Annotated in this window: 14 protein-coding genes and 1 pseudogene; 11 read left to right on the plus strand and 4 right to left on the minus strand. The window is 67.4% G+C overall.

Features of this window, described 5'->3' with window-relative positions:
- Nucleotides 1-87 precede the first annotated feature (87 nt).
- The 8 genes and pseudogenes from groES (at nucleotide 88) to LCI23_RS14950 (ending at nucleotide 8,680) form a co-directional block, all read left to right on the plus strand.
- Nucleotides 88-378 (plus strand): co-chaperone GroES, encoded by a 291-nt coding sequence (gene groES, locus LCI23_RS14915; RefSeq protein WP_036244728.1) that lies wholly within the window; start codon nucleotides 88-90, stop codon nucleotides 376-378.
- A gap of 48 nt (nucleotides 379-426) precedes the next feature.
- Nucleotides 427-2,073, plus strand: a complete 1,647-nt coding sequence (gene groL / locus LCI23_RS14920) for a chaperonin GroEL (RefSeq protein ID WP_224947235.1) — start codon at nucleotides 427-429, stop codon at nucleotides 2,071-2,073.
- Between the two features lie 110 nt (nucleotides 2,074-2,183).
- On the plus strand, nucleotides 2,184-2,600 hold the full coding sequence (locus LCI23_RS14925; RefSeq protein WP_224947236.1) for a hypothetical protein: 417 nt from the start codon (nucleotides 2,184-2,186) through the stop codon (nucleotides 2,598-2,600).
- A 283-nt stretch (nucleotides 2,601-2,883) separates the two neighbouring features.
- On the plus strand, nucleotides 2,884-3,294 hold the full coding sequence (locus LCI23_RS14930; protein WP_224947237.1) for a GntR family transcriptional regulator: 411 nt from the start codon (nucleotides 2,884-2,886) through the stop codon (nucleotides 3,292-3,294).
- Between the two features lie 12 nt (nucleotides 3,295-3,306).
- Nucleotides 3,307-3,804: pseudogene (locus LCI23_RS20695) on the plus strand (ATP-binding cassette domain-containing protein); the annotation flags it as partial.
- Nucleotides 3,805-4,234: 430 nt separating this feature from the next.
- Nucleotides 4,235-6,070 carry a hypothetical protein gene (locus tag LCI23_RS14940; RefSeq protein WP_224947239.1) on the plus strand — a complete coding sequence of 612 codons (1,836 nt, stop codon included), beginning with the start codon at nucleotides 4,235-4,237 and terminating at the stop codon, nucleotides 6,068-6,070.
- Nucleotides 6,071-6,143: 73 nt separating this feature from the next.
- Complete coding sequence (locus tag LCI23_RS14945; RefSeq protein ID WP_224947240.1) at nucleotides 6,144-8,159, plus strand: prolyl oligopeptidase family serine peptidase; 2,016 nt, start codon at nucleotides 6,144-6,146, stop codon at nucleotides 8,157-8,159.
- 56 nt (nucleotides 8,160-8,215) lie between these two features.
- Nucleotides 8,216-8,680, plus strand: coding sequence for a hypothetical protein (locus tag LCI23_RS14950; protein WP_224947241.1), 465 nt, complete (start codon nucleotides 8,216-8,218; stop codon nucleotides 8,678-8,680).
- A 132-nt stretch (nucleotides 8,681-8,812) separates the two neighbouring features.
- Here the strand turns inward: LCI23_RS14950 and udk are convergent, their stop codons facing one another.
- On the minus strand, nucleotides 8,813-9,454 hold the full coding sequence (gene udk, locus LCI23_RS14955) for a uridine kinase (protein ID WP_224947242.1): 642 nt from the start codon (nucleotides 9,452-9,454) through the stop codon (nucleotides 8,813-8,815).
- Between the two features lie 229 nt (nucleotides 9,455-9,683).
- Between udk and LCI23_RS14960 the strand changes: the two genes are divergently transcribed.
- Nucleotides 9,684-10,223: a PEP-CTERM sorting domain-containing protein gene (locus tag LCI23_RS14960; protein WP_224947243.1), complete on the plus strand. Its 540-nt coding sequence runs from the start codon at nucleotides 9,684-9,686 to the stop codon at nucleotides 10,221-10,223.
- A gap of 12 nt (nucleotides 10,224-10,235) precedes the next feature.
- Here the strand turns inward: LCI23_RS14960 and LCI23_RS14965 are convergent, their stop codons facing one another.
- Nucleotides 10,236-11,897, minus strand: coding sequence for an alpha-glucosidase family protein (locus LCI23_RS14965; RefSeq protein ID WP_224947244.1), 1,662 nt, complete (start codon nucleotides 11,895-11,897; stop codon nucleotides 10,236-10,238).
- Between the two features lie 260 nt (nucleotides 11,898-12,157).
- Here LCI23_RS14965 and LCI23_RS14970 point away from each other — a divergent pair, with 260 nt between their 5' ends.
- Together LCI23_RS14970 and LCI23_RS14975 are read left to right on the plus strand one after the other, a co-directional pair.
- The gene (locus LCI23_RS14970; protein ID WP_224947245.1) at nucleotides 12,158-13,747 is read left to right on the plus strand and encodes an oligopeptide:H+ symporter; all 1,590 of its coding nucleotides are present in this window, start codon (nucleotides 12,158-12,160) and stop codon (nucleotides 13,745-13,747) included.
- Between the two features lie 69 nt (nucleotides 13,748-13,816).
- Nucleotides 13,817-16,534 (plus strand): alpha-1,6-glucosidase domain-containing protein, encoded by a 2,718-nt coding sequence (locus tag LCI23_RS14975; RefSeq protein ID WP_224947246.1) that lies wholly within the window; start codon nucleotides 13,817-13,819, stop codon nucleotides 16,532-16,534.
- 218 nt (nucleotides 16,535-16,752) lie between these two features.
- On the opposite strand, the gene LCI23_RS14980 is transcribed toward LCI23_RS14975, so the two are convergent.
- On the minus strand, nucleotides 16,753-17,067 hold the full coding sequence (locus tag LCI23_RS14980; RefSeq protein WP_224947247.1) for a hypothetical protein: 315 nt from the start codon (nucleotides 17,065-17,067) through the stop codon (nucleotides 16,753-16,755).
- A gap of 71 nt (nucleotides 17,068-17,138) precedes the next feature.
- The gene (locus LCI23_RS14985; protein ID WP_224947248.1) at nucleotides 17,139-18,806 is read right to left on the minus strand and encodes a TonB C-terminal domain-containing protein; all 1,668 of its coding nucleotides are present in this window, start codon (nucleotides 18,804-18,806) and stop codon (nucleotides 17,139-17,141) included.
- Between the last annotated feature and the right edge of the window lie 85 nt (nucleotides 18,807-18,891).

Consider the following 18,891-nt stretch of genomic DNA (forward strand, 5'->3'; position numbering starts at 1 on the left):
AAACGGTATCCACCACATTCCCAGCCGGCGCCCCGTTGGCGGCGGCCTGAATAGCTAGTCAACCACTACGTAAATAAGGAGTTTTGCATGAACCTTCGTCCTCTGCACGATCGCGTAATCGTGAAGCGTCTCGACCAGGAAACCAAAACTGCATCCGGCCTGATCATCCCCGATGCAGCCGCCGAGAAGCCGGACCAGGGTGAGATCCTCGCCGTCGGTAACGGCAAGGTGCAGGAAAACGGCCAAGTCCGCGCGCTGGAAGTGAAGGTCGGCGACCGCGTCCTGTTCGGCAAGTACTCGGGCCAGGCCGTCAAGGTCGATGGCCAGGAACTGCTGGTCATGCGCGAAGAAGACATCATGGCCGTCGTGGCCCTGTAATCTCGCACAATCCTTGATACCCAACGAATTCATTCGGAGAAAAAAGACATGGCAGCTAAAGAAGTAATTTTCGGCGACGCAGCGCGCGCCAAGATGGTTGAAGGCGTCAACATCCTCGCCAACGCAGTGAAAGTCACCCTGGGCCCGAAAGGCCGCAACGTCGTGCTGGAGCGCTCGTTCGGCGCCCCGACCGTCACCAAGGACGGCGTCTCGGTCGCGAAAGAGATCGAACTGAAAGACAAGCTCATGAACATGGGCGCGCAGATGGTGAAGGAAGTCGCATCGAAGACCAGCGACAACGCCGGTGACGGCACCACCACCGCGACCGTGCTGGCGCAAGCCATCGTCCGCGAAGGCATGAAGTTCGTCGCCGCCGGCATGAACCCGATGGACCTGAAGCGCGGCATCGACAAGGCCGTCGCCGCCACCGTCGAAGAACTGAAGAAGATCGCCAAGCCGACCACCACCTCGAAAGAGATCGCGCAAGTCGGCGCCATCTCGGCCAACTCGGAAACCTCGATCGGCGAGCGTATCGCCGAAGCGATGGAAAAAGTCGGCAAGGAAGGCGTCATCACCGTCGAAGACGGCAAGTCGCTGAACGACGAGCTGGACATCGTGGAAGGCATGCAGTTCGACCGCGGCTACCTGTCGCCGTACTTCATCAACAACCCGGACAAGCAGGTCGCCGTTCACGAGAACCCGTTCATCCTGCTGTGCGACAAGAAGATCTCGAACATCCGTGACCTGCTGCCGGTGCTGGAGCAAGTCGCCAAGGCCGGCCGTCCGCTGGTGATCATCGCCGAAGACATCGAAGGCGAAGCGCTGGCGACCCTGGTGGTCAACAACATCCGTGGCATCCTGAAGACCGTCGCCGTCAAGGCCCCGGGCTTCGGCGACCGCCGCAAGGCCATGCTGGAAGACATCGCCATCCTGACCGGCGGCCAGGTGATCGCGGAAGAAGTCGGCCTGACCCTGGAAAAGGTCACGCTGAACGAACTGGGCCAGGCCAAGCGCGTCGAAGTGGGCAAGGAAAACACCATCATCATCGACGGCGCCGGCGCCGCTGAATCGATCGAAGCACGCGTCAAGATGGTCCGCGTCCAGATCGAAGAAGCGACCTCGGACTACGACCGCGAAAAGCTGCAGGAACGCGTGGCCAAGCTGGCCGGTGGCGTTGCCGTGATCCGCGTCGGTGCAGCCACCGAAGTCGAGATGAAAGAGAAGAAGGCACGCGTGGAAGACGCGCTGCACGCCACCCGCGCTGCCGTCGAAGAAGGCATCGTCCCGGGCGGCGGCGTGGCCCTGCTGCGCGCACGTTCGAACCTGGACATCAAGGGCGACAACCCTGACCAGGACGCAGGCATCAAGATCGTCCTGCGCGCCATGGAAGAGCCGCTGCGCATGATCGTCCAGAACGCCGGCGACGAGCCGTCGGTGGTGGTCGCTGCCGTGATCGCAGGTTCGGGCAACTACGGCTACAACGCCGCCAACGGCACCTACGGCGACATGGTCGAAATGGGCGTGCTGGATCCGGCCAAGGTCACCCGTTCGGCCCTGCAGAATGCAGCGTCGATCGCCGGCCTGATGCTGACCACCGACTGCATGGTCTCGGAAGTCGTCGAAGACAAGCCGGCCGGTGGCATGGGCGGCATGGGCGGCATGGGTGGCATGGGCGGCATGGACGGCATGATGTAATTTGCCACGTCCTGCAAGGGGAGCCTGGCGCCGGTCCTTCCGGCGCCACCCCGTCCCGAAAAGCCTGTAAGGTGCAAGCCTTGCAGGCTTTTTTCTTTTTGGAGGCGAGCATGGCGCGCGTGGATGCGGACGAACTCGAGAACGCGATGATCCTGGCCGACCCACCGCGCGCCGGCCGTGCCTGGGTCTGCCCTGCCAGCGGCGCGGTGCTGGTGGCGGCCGACATGGTGGGCCGCCACAGGCCGCTGCCGGACGATATCCGCGAAGACGGCCACTACATCGCGGTGCCGGGCGCCGGACGGCTCGGCCTGGGCCCGGCGCTGGTGCTCGACTTCGTGCGCCTGCACATGCCGGTCGACGAGGCGGACGTGCGTGCCCTGCTTGGTGCAAGCGGTGGATTTGTCCGTTTTTCCAGACTGGCGCAGACGCGCGGCCTGCTCGCAGCCTGGCATGCCTTCCGTCAGGAGCGCACCCTGGCTGCGCTGCGTGCGTGGTGCGAGGCAAACGGCCTGGCGCTGGACGCTTGAAGCGCCGTCGCCGCGCCTGAGCCGTGCCAGCGCGTCTTCGATGCGCGCCAGGCGCTGCAGTTGCGCCGGGCCGAGGGTTCGGCACCATCCTGCGCGGACATGGCGACGAAGCCGCGCACCGCTTCCGCCAGTTCGCCTTCGGGCACATTCAGCCTGTGGAACACCGCATTCCCCCTTGAATATGGACGGCGCATATTCTACGCCGCCCGGCCCATGCACATATTGACAAGCACCCGGCCCGGCGCTACTGTATTACGCGTAATAGTACAGTTAGGAGCCCGAGATGAGTCGCCGAACACCCCTGATGCTGAATATTGCCACCGGCGACACCCGGCCGATCAACCGCCAGATCGTCGACGGTGTCCGGCGCCTGATCGCCAGCGGCGAGCTGCCGGTGGGCGCGCTGCTTCCCAGCGTGCGCGGCCTGGCCCAGCAGCTGTCGATCAATCCCAACACCGTAGCCAAGGCCTACGGCGAACTGACCCTGGAAGGTTGGGTGGAGTCGCGCGCGGGCCTCGGCCTGTTCGTGCTGCCGCCGCGCCAGCGGCTGTCGGACGCCGAGCGCGAACGGCGCTTGATGGAGGCGGTCGACCGCTTCACCGGCGACGTGATCGGCCTGGGCTACTCCAGCAGCGAAGTGCTCGAGCGCGTCGACGCCGAACTGGCGGCCGCGCTGCCGCGCAAGGTCGCATAAATAAAGGACACCATGAACGATCTCGTGATCCGTACCGACGACCTGTGCCTGTCCTACAAGGGCAAGCCGGCCCTGAACCACCTGAGCCTGCACCTGCCGCGCGGCGGCGTGCATGCCATCGTCGGCGCCAACGGCGCCGGCAAGTCGACCCTGTTCCGCGTGCTGCTCGGTTTCGCGTCGAGCGACGCCGGCACCGCCGAAGTGCTCGGCTGCGACAGCCGCGCGCTCACCCCGCAACTGCGCTCGCGCATCGGCTTCGTCAACGAGGAACACACCCTGCCGGGCTGGATGCGGGTCGAGGAACTGGCCAACATGCAGCGCCGCCTCTATCCGCTGTGGAACGAGGGGCGCTACCGCCAGGTGCTGGCCAACTTCAACGTCGGCGACCGGCAGGGAATCGCCGAACTGTCGCGCGGCGAACGCGCTGGCGTGAGCCTGGCGCTGGCCCTGGCGCAGGGGCCGGAATTATTGATCCTCGACGAGCCGACCCTCGGCCTGGACGTGGTGGCCAAGCGCGCCTTCCTCGAGGCGCTGCTGCAGACCAGCCTGGACGACGGCGCCACCATCGTCTACTGCTCGCACCAGATGGAAGAGATCGAGCGCGTCGCCGACAACCTCGTGATCATGGAGCGCGGTGTGCTGCGCCACATGTCGGCGCCTGGCGACTTCTGCGAACGCGTCAACTTGTGGATCGCCGACTTCCCGTTCCGCCAGCCGGAGGCGGCCCACCTGCCCGGCGTGCTGGAGATGCGCGTCATCGACGGCCTGACCCACCTGGTGGTGTTCGATGGCGGCGCCGATTTCGGCCATCGCCTGCGCCTGATGGGCGCGCGCACCGCCCGGCAAATGCCGGTCAGCCTGGACCGGGCCGTCAACGGTTTCCTGGCGCGCGGCCATGCCGGCGCCCCCACCTTCTGCGCCGCAGCCTGAAAGCCACGACATGAAAGAACTCTTCCTCAGCGAGTGCCGGCGCTTCCGCACCCTGGCCCTGGTCGCTGCCTGCGTCCACCTGCTGATCCAGCTGCTCGCCTCACGCCTCCTGGAACCCTTGCAGCGCCACTGGACCGAACAGGCCGTTTTCATGGTCCTCAGCGCGCTGGCCGGACTCGGCTTTGCGGCGGTCCAGTTCAGCAGCTACCGTCAGCCCAGCCGCTGGCTGTGGCTGCTGCACCGCCCACTGCCGCGCGTACGCATCTTCGGCGCGCTGTCGCTGGCATCGCTGGCGCTGCTCGTCTTCGCGATCGGCTTGCCGGCCCTGCTGGCGGTCGCCGGCACCGACCGGCTCAGCGGCCGCACCGTCGATGCGCGCCACTACGTGATTCCTGTCTACCTGGCGCTGGTGGCCTTCATCGGCTGGCTGGGCGCGACCTACCTGATGCTGTGCGGGCGCCGCGGCGCATTCGTGGTGCTGTTCGTTCCCGGCCTGCTCATCGGCCACCTCGTCGCCGGCGGGACGCTGCTGGCGCTGACGCTCCTGTGCGTCGTCCTCATGGCGGCGCTGGCCTACACCGCCGTCAAGCCCGACCGCACCGCGCCGCCGTCGTCGCCGGCCGGCCTGCTGGCGGCCGGGATCCCGCTGGTGCTGGGCTTTTACTGCCTGCTGCTGTGGGGCGGCTCGCTCGCCTTCCAGTCCGGCCAGATGCTCGCCGGGGTGCATCCGCTGAACAGCGCGGTACCGCCCGCCGGCGGCTACACCGAACTGACGCGCACCGACGGCCGTACCAACCTGCGGCGCGCGCTGGCCGCTTCGAACGATCCGCGCGCCGTGCACTGGCAGCGCCAACTAACGCTGCTGGACGTCGGCAAGGTCCGTCCCGAAAACCGCGAACATGTCGTGCCGGGCCAGATCGCCAACATCGACACGACGCAGTTCCGCGATCCCGACGAGGGCATTGTCTGGACCTTCAGCCATGACCGCATGATGTACGAAGGCCGCGACGCCAACACGGGCGCGCCGCGCGGCTGGTTCGGCCGCGGCGGGACCGGCGACCCGCGCCCCTTCGGCAGTTTTCCGGTCCTGCCCGGAAAATTCATCATGACCAGGCAGCAGCTGATGAGCGTCGATGCCGACACCGGACGTGCCCAGGTGCTGCTCTCCGTGCAGGCGCCGGAAACGCTGACGGGCGGCCTGCAGGAAGTCGGCCGCCAGGGATTCATGTTGACCAACCGGCGCCTGATCGCCTACCGCAAACCGGCCACACCGGAAGCGCCGCTGGAAGAACTGTACAGCGTCCTCCTGCCCGGTCCGTTCGGCGACCTTGGGCGGGTCGATGTCGCCCCCCTGATGGACGGCGCCCTGTTGTCATTCAATTTCGGCCAGCGCCTGTCGCACGGCGGGGCTGGCTCACGCCAGCATGTGGTGTTCGTGGATGCGGGGGGCCGTGCACAGACGATCGTCAGCCGTGAGCTCGTCCCCGATTTTCCGCTCCTGTTCGCGCACCGCGCATGGTGGCTGTCGCCGGCGCTCCATACGCTGCTGGACCTGCCGGAGCGCCTGCTCGACAAGGGCGTGATCGAGGACCTGCCCGGCACGCCCGCGCCCTCTCGGCCGGCCGGCGTGATCGCGGCAGCGCTGATCGGCAGCATGCTCGCCGCCGCGCTGGCCGCATGGCGGGTACGCGGTCAATCGGCGCGCCGCAGGCTGGCCTGGTGCGCGGCCGCCCTGGTGCTGGGACCGCCCTGCGTCGCCGCGCAGTGGGTGCTGACGCCGCATCCGGTCTCTGCCGCGTGCCGCGCGCGCGCCATCCCGACACCGCCGATGGCGGCAAGCGCCTGAAAGGACGATCATGCGACGAATTGACTGCGTCCGGGGGACGCGGGCCCGCGCACGCCGGTTGTTGGGCGTTTCCTTGGCCGCCTCCCTGGCCACTGCATTGGCGCTCGGCGCGGCATGCGCCACCGCTGCCGCGGCGGCCCCGCCGGCCACGTCCCTGCAGCCGCATCTGGCGCGCGCCGCGGCGCTTGCGCGCCCCCCGCTGCTGCCCCCCGCCCTGTTCGACCTGCCGGAACGGCTGCGCGACGTGCGCCTGTCTCCCGACGGAAGCCGGCTCGCCTGGGTCGAGCACGCCGACGGCAAGGCCATGCTCCATGTCGGTTCGGCCGCCGGTGGGCCGGCGCAGGCGCACGCCGCGCTCGAACCGGATGACCGCGTGTACTGGTCGCGCGACAGTAAGGTGCTGTTCGTGGTCCAGGCGGGCGGCATGGCGGCGCTCGACGCACGCGACGGCGCGGGCGGCCGTATCGCCAGATTCGGCAAGGATGGCGGCGAGCGTTTTGCAGGCATCGACCGGGCCATGCCGCGCCACGCGATCGTCGAGGAAAACAAGCTGCAGGGACGCTCGGCGCGGGTGCTCAGCATTGGCGCCGACGGCAAGCGCAGCGTGCTCCATGAGGGACCGGGCAAGCTCGCCGGGCATCTCGCCGGACCCGACGGCAGGCTTGCCGTCCTGCGCCGGCAACAGCCCGATTTTTCGCACCTGATCCTGTGGCGCCGCGGGCAGGACTGGACCGAAGCCGTGCGCTGCAAACCCCTGCGCACCTGCGTTCCGATCGCCCTGTCGCCGGACGGCAAGCGACTGTTCCTGCGCGCCGTGCACGCGGGAGACCGCGAGGCGCTGCTCGACGTGGATCTCGCCAGTGGCGTGCAGCGCGTGGTCCACACCGATCCCGAAGCCTTGTCGGACCTGGTCGGCGTCACGCTGTCGCCGCGCGACGGCCAGCCGATGCTCGCCACTTACCAGCTGCCGGCGCTGCGGCTGTACGGGCTCGATGCCCAGGGCCGGCGCATCGCGGCCGCCATCGCACGACGCTTCCCGTCAGGCGGCGTCGGGGTGGAATCCTGTGCGCCGGGCGCCTGCCTGCTGGCGGAACGGGGTGCACGCACGGCCCATGCGCGCTTCTGGATGCTCGACCTGCAGCGCTGGACCTTCCGCCCGGTTCTCGACGGGGTGCGGGAACGCGCAGGCATTCCCGACGAGCGCCACCTGGCCGCGCGGATCGCGCTACGCTACCCGGCCTCGGACGGCGCCATGCTGCACGGCTACCTGACCCTGCCGTCCGGGCGGGCCGCCCGGACGCTCGCGCTGGTGACCGTGGTCCATGGCGGGCCATGGAACCATGTCCAGGGCGGCTACAGTCCTTCCGCACAGTTGCTGGCCAACCGCGGCTACGCGGTGTTCGAACCGAACTTCCGCGGCTCGACCGGCTACGGCGAACGCTATACGGCGGCGCCGGGAACCGACTATGGCAACGGCCGCGTGCAGGCCGACATCATCGACGGCGTGCGCTGGCTGCTGGCGCAAGGTGTCGGCGATCCGCAGCGGCTCGGCATCGCCGGCGCTTCCTTCGGGGGCTATGCCACCCTGCTGGCACTGACCCATACGCCGGCCATGTTCCGCTTCGGGATGGCTACCCAGCCGCCCACCGACTTTGCACGCACCCTGCGCTTGTCGGCGGCCGAGCCGGCGCGGCCGGGCGAACCTTCCATCCGCCAGGTGCTGGCCGAGGTGGGCATCGATCCCTCCAGGGCGGCGCAATTGTCCGCCATCGCCCGCGATGCGCCCCACGGACTGACCGGGCGCGTGCAGGCGCCGCTGCTGCTGATCGCCGGCGGCAAGGACGACAAAGTCGACGTCGAAGCGGTCACCGACTACGTCGCGCGCCTGCAGGCGATGGGCAAGCCGGTGAGCCTGCTGGTCGATCCGGACGAGGGCCACAATCCGCGCAATCCGCTGGCCCGCAAGGCACAGCTGCAGCTGCTGCTCCAGATGCTGCACCGCCACCTCGGCGGCCCGCCGGCTCCAGCGCCGGACGCCGAGCTGGCGCACTACCTGGCCCGCAACGTGCGCGCCAACGGTGCCCGGTGATTGTTGCTGCCGAAACACCCAAGGTGTAGACTGCGCCCTCACCCTGTGAGGCTTCCATGTCGATCCGCGCCGCTGCCCGTCCCACCTTGCCCCTGCTGGCCGCCGCCTTCGCGCTCGCGCTCATGGCCGCCGGCTGCAAGCGCGCCGAGCGCGAAGCGCCCAAGCCGGCGCCCGCCGTCGTCAAGGAAGCACCGCTGCGCACCAGGGAACAGGCGATGGAAGCCCTGCTCGCTGTGCCGGAACTGAAGGCGCGCTCGGAACAGATCGAGCGGCGCTCGCAGGGCAAGGCGCATGGCGCCGTGATCGAGGACGATCCGGTCCCGCGCGAGGTCAACGGGCGCAAGTATTACCAGCTGAGTTTTGTCGAGAACCGCGCCGACAGCGTGCACCGCCGCGAGAGCTTCCTGGTGGCCCAGCAGGGCGACGAGATCCTGGTGGAAGACACGGCGACCGATACCCTGCTCACGCTGCAGGAATGGCGGCGCAACATCCGGCGCGTCGAGCTCAAGAGCGCAGACTGAATCGCCCGGCACGGCCGGCTGCTGCGCTCAGGCTGGTTGCGCGCAGGTGGATCCAGCCCGCCAGCTGCGCTGGTCCGGGCCAGGCACGGCACGCACGCTTATCGCGCCGGCTCCGGTAGAGCGCCGTACGGATCAGGGACGCTTGAGCTGGCCGATGACGCTCGCCACCTTGGTGGTGATGACGTCGACCGCTGGACCGTTCGCGCCGTGCGGCAGGATGACGTCGGCGTGGCGCTTGGTCGGCTCGATGAACTGCTTGTGCATCGGACGCACGGTTTCCAGGTACTGGCTGACGATGCTTTCCATCGTGCGGCCACGTTCGGCGATGTCGCGCTGCATGCGGCGGATGAAGCGCACGTCGGGCGCCGTGTCGACGAAGATCTTCAGCGACATCATCTTGCGCAGGTCGGCGTCGTAGAGGGCGAACAGGCCCTCGATCACGATCACCGGCGCCGGCTTGACGGGGATGGTCTTGTTGGAACGGTTGTCGATCGTGAAGTCGTACTCCGGCATCTGGATCGTTTCGCCGTTGCGCAGCGCGCGCACGTGCTGCACCAGCAGGGGCCAGTCAAAGGCTTGCGGATGGTCGTAGTTCTGCTTGCGGCGTACTTCGGGGCTCAGGTCGGACTGGTCGCGGTAGTAATCGTCCTGCATCACCACCGACACCATGTCGGCGCCGAACGAAGCCAGCACCTGCTGGGTCACCGTTGACTTGCCGCTGCCGCTGCCGCCGGCAACACCTATGACAAACGGAAGGTAGGAAATCTCACTCATCCCGCCATGATACCGGAGCGCAGCCCGAACCGACAGGGGGCAGGCAAGCACTTGGCTCTCGGCTCTCTCACATTAGACAGAGACGAAAGTATTTACATAACCATTGATTGCGATCAGCCCTAGGTTGATAAATGACTGAATTTAAAAGAAATTTAATTTTGGCATGGTTTTTGCTGTGTTACATGGGCAGTCCGCGTGGCATCCACACCAACCAACAGGGAGATCCTCCATGAACAAGACACTCGCCAAACTACTCGCCGCCTCACTATTCGCACTCGGCGCAAGCGCCTCCGGAACGGCCGCCGCCGTAAGCCTTCTTGGCCAGGCGCCGGATCCATCGCTGATCGTCAAGGCCGGCGGCTTTGAATGGGTCTATGCAGGCCCTTGTGCCGGCGCGGGAAATACCTGCGGCGCCGTGGTCTTGCACCATGATTTTGCCTTCGCCAGCGATGCACAGTGGAATGCCAGTTTCACTGACCTGAATGCCCTGCTTGCGGCGTTCACTTCCAATGGACAGGCGCTGTGCGCCGCCACCTACTTCAATAGCGTCTGGGACCATTGTGACCTGAGTGACGCGGCGGCCGGCTATGTCTGGCATTCGCCGCTGGCCGGGTCCGAATCCCAGCGCAACCAGCCTTTTGCCGAGACTTTCCTGGTGCGCGTCACGCAAACCCCTCCCCCCGGAGACGTACCGGAACCGGCCAGCCTGGCCCTGCTGGGCCTGGGCATGGCCGGCATCGCCGCCGCGCGCCGCAAGCAGTCGCGCTAGGCTGCTGCGCGTTCAGGCCGGGCGCGTGGCGCCGGCCGCAACGCTGCCGAACCAGGCGCCGTAGGGCGGCAGGGTCAGCCTGCCGCCCTCCGCCCGTCCCGGCAGGCCATGCGCGTCGAGCGCCTGCGCGCCGGCGGCGTCAGGCCACTCGAAGCTCACCTCGCTGTCCGACAGGTTGAACGCGGCCAGCACCTCGTCCATCCCCTCCGCCGAGCGGCGCAGCGCCAGCACCGGTTCCGGCGCATCGAAGAACGCGATGTCGCCGCGGGTCAGCTGCGGCATGGTCTTGCGCCAGGCAATGAAGCGGCGCTGGAAGTTCAGCATCGAGTCCGGGTCGGCGTCCTGCGCCGCGACGCTGGCGGCCAGGTGCGGCCCGGCCACCGGCAGCCACGGACTGCCCGTGGTGAAGCCGGCATGCGGCGCCTCGGCCGTCCAGGGCATCGGGGTGCGGCAGCCATCGCGGCCCTTGAACTCGGGCCAGAAGGTGATCCCGTACGGGTCCTGCAGCAGTTCGAACGGCACATCGGCCTCAGGCAGGGCCAGCTCGTCGCCCTGGTACAGGCAGGGCGTGCCGCGCAGCGACAGCTGCATCGCCAGCACCAGCTTGGCCAGCGCCGGCGTGGGACGCTGGCCGGGCGCATTGCCCCAGCGGGTCACGACCCGGATCGCATCGTGGTTGCCCACCGACCAGGAAGCCCAGCCATCCTTCACGCGCTCGTTGAAGTCCTCGACCTGCTGGCGGATGTGGCTTGCCGTGAACTGCGGCGTGAGCAGGTTGAAACTGTAGGCCATGTGCAGCTTGTCGCCGCCTTCGGTGTATTCGGCCATCTGCGCCAGCGCGTCGTCAGAACTGACTTCGCCGATCGAGACCGCGCCGAATTCGTCGAGCTGGGCGCGCACCCTGCGCAGGAACGCGATGTTCTCGGGCTGGGTCTTGTCGTAGAGGTGGGCCTGCATGCCGTACGGGTTCACATCCGTCACGGTCGCGGTGTCGCGCACCAGGGCCGGCGGATTGCTGCGCAGCTGGCGGTCGTGGAAGTGGAACACGCAGGCGTCCATGCGCACCCCGTCCACGCCGCGGGCGAGCCAGAAGCGCTGGGCGTCCAGGTGGGCCTGCTGCACTTGCGGGTTGTGGAAGTTCAGCTGCGGCTGGCTGACGAGGAAATTATGCATGTAGTACTGCTTGCGCCGGGTATCCCACTGCCAGGCCGAACCGCCGAACACCGACAGCCAGTTGTTGGGCGGGCAGCCGTCCGGCAGCGGGTCGGCCCACACGTACCAGTCGGACTTCGGATTGTCGCGGCTCTTGCGGCTCTCCACGAACCAGGGATGGGTGTCGGCGGTGTGCGACATCACCTGGTCGATCATGATCTTCAGGCCCAGGCTGTGCGCCTTCTCGATCAGACGGTCGAAGTCGGCCAGGGTCCCGAACAGCGGATCGACATCGCAGTAGTCGGCGATGTCATAGCCAAAGTCCTTCATCGGCGAGGTGAAGAAGGGCGACAGCCAGACGATGTCCACACCCAGGCTCGCGATGTAGTCGAGCTTCTCGGTGATGCCGGCCAGGTCGCCCACGCCATCGCCATTCGTGTCGAGGTAGCTACGGGGGTAGACCTGGTAGATGATGGCTTCTTTCCACCAGTCGGGCTTGTCGGTCCTGGAAGTCTGGGTCATGGCTGGTCCGTGGAAGATGATCGGAATTCTAGGCAATATACAGGATCATTTGCGACTTTACAATCGACTAATTTTCGCAAAATAAGATAATTATTTTATTAATTTCAATAACTTATAAAAATTTCTTGCTTCTTGCTCGCGACGATAAGTAGCAAAACTACGCCTGATATGTATCTCCTTTGTTTCGCAGTGATATTTTTATTGCAAAGTAACTCGGCCTCGTCATAGGATCGCGTCTGTTGCGATTTTTCGAGGAAGCCATGACCTCCACAGCCACCGAAGCAAAGAGCGAACCAACCAGCGGCGGGCGCATGCCGCGCCAGATCCCCTACATCATCGCCAACGAGGGTTGCGAGCGGTTCAGCTTCTACGGGATGCGCAACATCCTCACGCCCTTCCTGATCTCGACCCTGCTGGTATTCGTTGCCCAGGACCAGCGCGCAAGCGAAGCCAAGCACGTGTTCCACGCTTTCATGATGGGCGTGTATTTCTTCCCGCTGCTGGGCGGCTGGCTGGCCGACCGCTACTTCGGCAAATACAACACCATCTTCTGGTTCAGCCTGATCTACTGCGCCGGGCATGCCTGCCTGGCGATCTTCGAACACAGCGTCCAGGGCTTCTACTTCGGCCTGTTCCTGATCGCTTTCGGCTCGGGCGGCATCAAGCCGCTGGTGGCTTCCTTTGTCGGCGACCAGTTCGACAAGACCAACAAGAGCAAGGCCAAGGTCGTGTTCGATGCCTTCTACTGGATCATCAACTTCGGCTCCTTCTTTGCCTCGGTCTCCATGCCGATCCTGCTGCGCGACTACGGTCCTTCGGTCGCCTTCGGCGTGCCGGGCATCCTGATGTTCATCGCCACCATCATCCTGTGGAGCGGCAAGAAGAAATACGTGCACGTGCCACCCGCCCCCGCCGATCCGCACTCCTTCCTGCGCGTGGTCCGCACCGCCCTGTTCGCGAAACAGCCGGGCGCAGGCCGCCCCGGGCTGTTCGTCGCCGCTGCGGGCGTGCTTGGCGTACTGGCGTCGGTGGTCAAGGCCGCGGAATGGGGCTACCTGATTGCCATCTGTACCGGCCTGGTACTGCTGCTCGCCTGCGTCGGCATCGGCGCCTCGATGCAACTCGAACGCGCCCGCGGCGTGCACCCGGACGTCGCCGTGGACGGCGTACGTTCCGTGCTGCGCCTCCTGATCGTGTTTGGCCTGGTGACGCCATTCTGGTCGCTGTTCGACCAGAAGGCCTCGACCTGGATCGTGCAGGCCAATACCATGTCCACCGAAGTCGACCTGTTTGGCTGGACGTTCGAGGTTCTTCCGGCCCAGATGCAGGCGCTGAACCCGCTGCTGGTGATGCTGCTCATCCCGTTCAACAACCTGGTGCTGTTCCCGCTGCTGAACAAAATCGGTCTGGTGCCCACCGCCCTGCGCCGCATGACGGCCGGTATCGCTTTCTCGGCGCTGGCCTGGATCGTGGTGGGCCACCTGCAGGTGCAGCTCGACGGCGGCGACGCGGTGTCGATCGCCTGGCAGATCCTGCCCTACGCGCTGCTGACCCTGGGCGAGGTGCTGGTCTCGGCGACCGGCCTCGAATTCGCCTACAGCCAGGCCCCAAGCTCGATGAAGGGCGTGATCATGGCGCTCTGGTACCTGGCCGTCACCGTCGGCAACCTGTGGGTGCTGATCGTGAACCAGGGCGTGAAGAACGAGGCCGTGATCGCGCGCATCGAGAACTCGGGGGTGGGCGTCATCGCCTTCCAGATGTATTTCTTCGCCGGTTTCGCCATGCTGGCCGCGCTGGCCTTCGGCCTGTACGCCAGGCGCTACAAGATGGTCGACCACTACCGCGCCTGACACCGGCGCGTTCCCACGGCGGGCGCGGTTTCCCTGCGCCCGCCCTGCTTCCTCCACTTCTTCGCCACGATGACCCGACTTCAGAATGCCCCAGCAGCGGCCGCACTGGCCGCCGCCCTCGCCTCGTCCGCCCACGCCGCGGTTCCCCTGGAAACCTGCAACGATCCGGGCTTCCAGCAGGTCGTGCACGCTTCCAGCACGACCCTCGATGCGCGCGCCGTCTGGCTCGACCGCCGCCTGCTCACCTGGCCGGGCGCCGACGCCGCGGGCAGCTTCCGCCTCTACCATTCGGGCAAGGCATCGATCGTGGCCAAGCCCGGCATGAAGGTCGAAGGCGCCGACGGCAGCCTGCCGCTCGAAGCGACGGGAGCCAGGCTCCCGGCACGCTTCAACTACGTCGGCGCCGGCCCGCTACTGTCGGTGCGCGCGTCCGACCTGCCGCGCATGCCGGCGCTGCACCGCGGCCAGCTGGTGCTGGTGCAGGAAGGACCCGACGGCACGGTGCGCGCCGCCACCCGCATCCAGGTGGCCGGTGCGCTCGACGATTTGTATGCGGCAGCAGGCAGCATCCCGGACCTCGGGGCCACGCCGAAGAAAGGCCGAACAGCGTTTCGCCTGTGGGCGCCGACCGCGCGCACGGCGGCCGTGTGTACCTACGACAGTGCAAGCGGCAAGGCCAGCGCCGTGCATGCGATGACGTTCGACGGGCGCACCGGTGCCTGGGAAGCGGCCGTGCCGCGCGACCTGTCCGGCGGATATTACCGCTACGCGGTGGATGTCGCGGTCGACGGCGTGGGAATGGTGCGCAACCTCGTCACCGATCCGTATTCCGTCAGCCTGAATACCGATTCGAAGCGCAGCTACATCGCCGACCTTGGCGCCGCACACCTCAAGCCGAAGGGTTGGGACGCCACCCGGGCGCCGGACACCGTCAAGGCCCAGACCGACATGGTCATCTACGAGCTGCACGTGCGCGACTTCTCGATCAACGACCCCAGCGTGCCGCTGGAGAAGCGCGGCAAGTACACGGCCTTCGGCGAGATGCATTCGAACGGCATGCGCCACCTGAAGGCGCTGGCGAAGGCGGGCATGACCGACATCCACCTGCTGCCGGTGTACGACCTGGGCAGCGTGCCGGAAAAGGATTGCGCCCTGCCCCAGCCTGCCGGCGCGCCGGACAGCGAGAACCAGCAGGCCCTCATCCGCAAGACCGCGCACGAGGATTGCTTCAACTGGGGCTACGACCCGTACCACTACAATGCGCCGGAAGGCAGCTACGCGAGCGACCCCTCCGACGGCGCACGCCGCATCCTTGAGTTCCGCCAGATGGTGATGGACCTGCACCGCGCCGGCCTGCGCGTCGGCCTCGATGTGGTCTACAACCACACCTTCATCGCCGGCCAGAACGAGAAATCGGTGCTGGACCGGGTGGTGCCCGGCTACTACCACCGCCTGAACGCGGCGGGCGCCATCGAGCGCTCGACCTGCTGCGACAACACGGCCACCGAGAACCGCATGATGGCCAAGCTCATGATCGATTCGAGCGTGCTGTGGACGCGCCATTACAAGATCGATTCCTTCCGCTTCGACCTGATGGGCCACCAGCCGCGCGCGGCGATGGAGCGCCTGCAGCAGCGCGTGAACGCCGCCGCGGGCCGCCATGTGCAGCTGATCGGCGAAGGCTGGAACTTCGGTGAAGTGGCCAATGGCGCCCGCTTCGTGCAGGCCTCGCAGCTGTCGCTGAACGGCTCCGGCATCGGCAGCTTCAGCGACCGCGCGCGCGACGCCGTGCGCGGTGGCGGAGCGGGCGACGCCGGCGAAGCGATGGTCCGGCGCCAGGGCTACATCAACGGCCTGGTGTACGACCCGAACGCGCTGGGCGGCGGGCACCAGGAGGTCGACCTGCTGCGCGCGGCCGACATGGTACGCGTCGGCCTGGCCGGCTCGGTGCGCCCGTATGCCTTCCCGACCTTCGACGGCAGGCTGCGCAGGCTGGAAGACATCGCCTACGGCGACCAGCCGGCCGGCTTCGCGAGCCAGCCGGGCGAGGTGGTGAACTACGTGGAAAACCACGACAACCAGACCCTGTACGACATCAACGTGCTCAAGTTGCCGGTCGCCACCACTAGCTCCGAGCGCGCCCGGGTGCAGGTGCTGGGCATGGCGATCAATGCCTTCAGCCAGGGCGTGGCCTACTTCCATGCGGGGATCGACACGCTGCGCTCGAAGTCGCTGGACAAGAACAGCTTCAACTCCGGCGACTGGTTCAACCGCATCGACTGGAGCTACCAGGACAACTATTTCGGCACCGGCTTGCCGCAGCAGGACGACAACGGCAAGGACTGGCCGCTGCTCAAGCCCTACCTGGCGAATGCCGCGCTGAAGCCCGCGCCGGCCGACATCGCGTTCGCGCGCGACGCCTTCCGCGACCTGCTGAAGATCCGGGCCAGCTCGACCCTGCTGCGCCTGCGCACGACGGATGACATCGTGCGGCGCCTGCGCTTCTTCAACACCGGGCCGCAGCAACAGGCGACCGTGCTGGCGGCCTGGATCGACGGCCAGGGCTACCCGGGCGCCGGCTTTGCCGGCCTGGCCTACCTGGTGAACGTGGACAAGGTAGCGCGCACCGTGGGCGACGCGCAATTGCGCGGCAAGCGCCTGCGCCTCCATCCGGTGCACACCGCACCGGGCGCCGCGGACGCACGCGCGCAGGAGGCGCGCTTCGACAGCGCCAGCGGCAGCTTCACGCTGCCGCCGCGCACGGCGGTGGTGTTCGTCGCCGACTGAAGGCCGGCACGGTGCCCAATGCCGGTCACCTAAGAGATGCTGCTCATCCGTAGGGTGGGCGGCTCGTGATCCGGCCCACTGGACCGGATCACCCCACGCGGTGATCGTCGTGATCTGAACAGTCGCACGGGCTGCAATACTGAATTTCGACCGCGTGGGCGGAAATCCGCCCACCCTACCTCCCCGCATACTGACCGGGACAAGGTTCTCGCCGGCCTTCAGGCATCCAGCCCGGCCAGGCGGGCGATCTCCAGCGAGCCCTTCTCGTCGAAGATGGGACAGTCTTCGGCCAGGCGCACCGCCTCGTTGAAGTCGGCCGCATGGATCACGGAGTAGCCCGACAACGCGCTGCTGCTGAGTTTCGGGCCGCGCAGCCGGCTCGGCACCTCGACGCCGCTGTGCGTCAGCGCGCCGCGGTCCACCAGCGCGCCGCCGAGGGCGTCGAACCACGCGCTCCAGCGCTGCGGGTCGTGTTGCGGTCCTTCCGACTCGTCGATGGTCGATCCGCGGTAAACGATCAGGTATCGCTCCATGCCGGCTCCTCTGCAGTAATGGTCGATCGAACCTTAGCAGAAGCGCGGCGGCGGCGACGCACCGCTCGGCCTCACTCGAGGCGGATGGCAATGTCGAATTTCCAGGTGCGGCGGATCTCGACCACGTCGTACTGGCGCGCCAGGGCCGGCGGGAAGGGTCCGTAGGGCGCCTGGCTGGCGATCACCTTGCGCACCGCCTCGTCGATCGCGGGCACGCCGCTGGAGGTCACGAAGCTCACCTTCTCGACGCTGCCGTCGGCGCGCACCGCCACCGTCACCACGGGCGCGACATGCGGCTGCTTCACCACCTCGCGCACGAGGTCGAAGGCCATGTTCAGCTCGATCTTGCGGCCCATCGCCTGCGCGTACTGGACCAGTTCGGCGTTGGCGTCGGCGCGGCCGAACAGCCAGCCGCGGCGCAGGCCGCTGACCGTGGGCTGGCTCGCCTGCGCCCGCTGGGCGGCTTCGCGGTCGAGCTGCTGGCCGATCGCGCGCAGGCGCTCCTCGCGCCGGGCCTCCTGCTCGGCGCGCTCGCGGCCGGCCTGCTCCAGGCGAGCCTGCTCCTGCCGTGCCTGCTCCGCCCTTGCCTGCTCTGCCCTTGCCTGCTCTGCCCTTGCTTGCTCCTGCCGAGCTTGCTCCTGTCGTGCCTGCTCCTGTCGTGCTTGCTCTTGGCGTGCCTGTTCCTGTCGTGCCTGCTCTTGTCGTGCCTGTTCCTGCCGAGCCTGCTCCTGGCGTGCCTGTTCCTGGCGGACTTGCTCTTGCCTAGCGTATTCCTGGCGCGCCTGTTCCTGCCTCGCCTGCTCCTGGCGCGCTTGTTCCTCTCGTAGCGCTTCCTGGCGGACTAGCTCCTGCCTCGCCTGCTCCTGGCGTCCCTGCTCCTGCCGTGCCAGTTCCTGCCGCATTTGCTCCTGCCGGGCGTGCTCCTGCGCCGTCGCCCCGGCCAGCCTTGCCTGCTCCTGCCGCATGGCCTCCTGGCGCAGCGTTTCCTGTCTTGCCTGTTCCTGTCTTGCCTGTTCCTGGCGCTGGGCGTCCAGGCGTGCGGCCTCGGTGCGCGCGGCCTGTTCGGCACGCAAGCTGTCCAGGATCCGCTGCTCGCGCGCCGCCACCTGTTGCGCTTCCCGGGCCGCCTGTTCCACCTGTTCCGCCCGTTCCGCCTCGCTCGCGCGTTTCGCTTCGGCCTGCCTACCTGCGTCCACCTCCGCCACGACCGGGGCTGGCGGCGCTTCGGCCTTCTTCTCCATGGGGCGTTCGACGGCGCGCAGCGGTCCGGAGGCGGCACGGGGCACTGGCTCGGCCACGCTGGTCACCGGGCCGGCCTGGCTGGCTGGCGGCGCCGCAACCGGAGCCGGAACCGGCGCAGGAGAAGGCGGAAGGGAAAGCGGCGCCGGCAAGGGTGGCGCCAGCGGGACCACGGGAGCCGGCGACGGCCGGGGTAGTGACGGGGTGGGCGGCGGCACGGCCTGCGCCGGCACGGCAACCGGCTCGCCCGCGATCACGACCCGCAGTTCATGCGCCGCGAGCCGCCGTTCTTCCCAGGGAAGGCGCAGGGCGGGCAAGCCGAGCGCATCGCCCCCGATGCTGAGGCTGAGCAGCAGGGCATGCAGCAGCAGCGACACCAGCAGCGCAATGCGCATGCGCCACGGCATGCGCGCCGCGCCAGACGCCGCCCATGCGCCATCGCCACCCGCGCGCAGGCCCGGCGCGGACCACGCCGCGCTGCTGGCTGCGGAAGAAGACAAGATCGGATCGGGCATGTGGCGGCGACGAAAATTATCCTTAAGGCAAGGAATTTACCGATGCTAACACAACACCCGCAGGAGCGGC

Origin of the sequence: Massilia sp. MS-15 (genome assembly GCF_020176695.1) — a bacterium.
GTDB lineage: Bacteria > Pseudomonadota > Gammaproteobacteria > Burkholderiales > Burkholderiaceae_D > Telluria > Telluria hydrophila.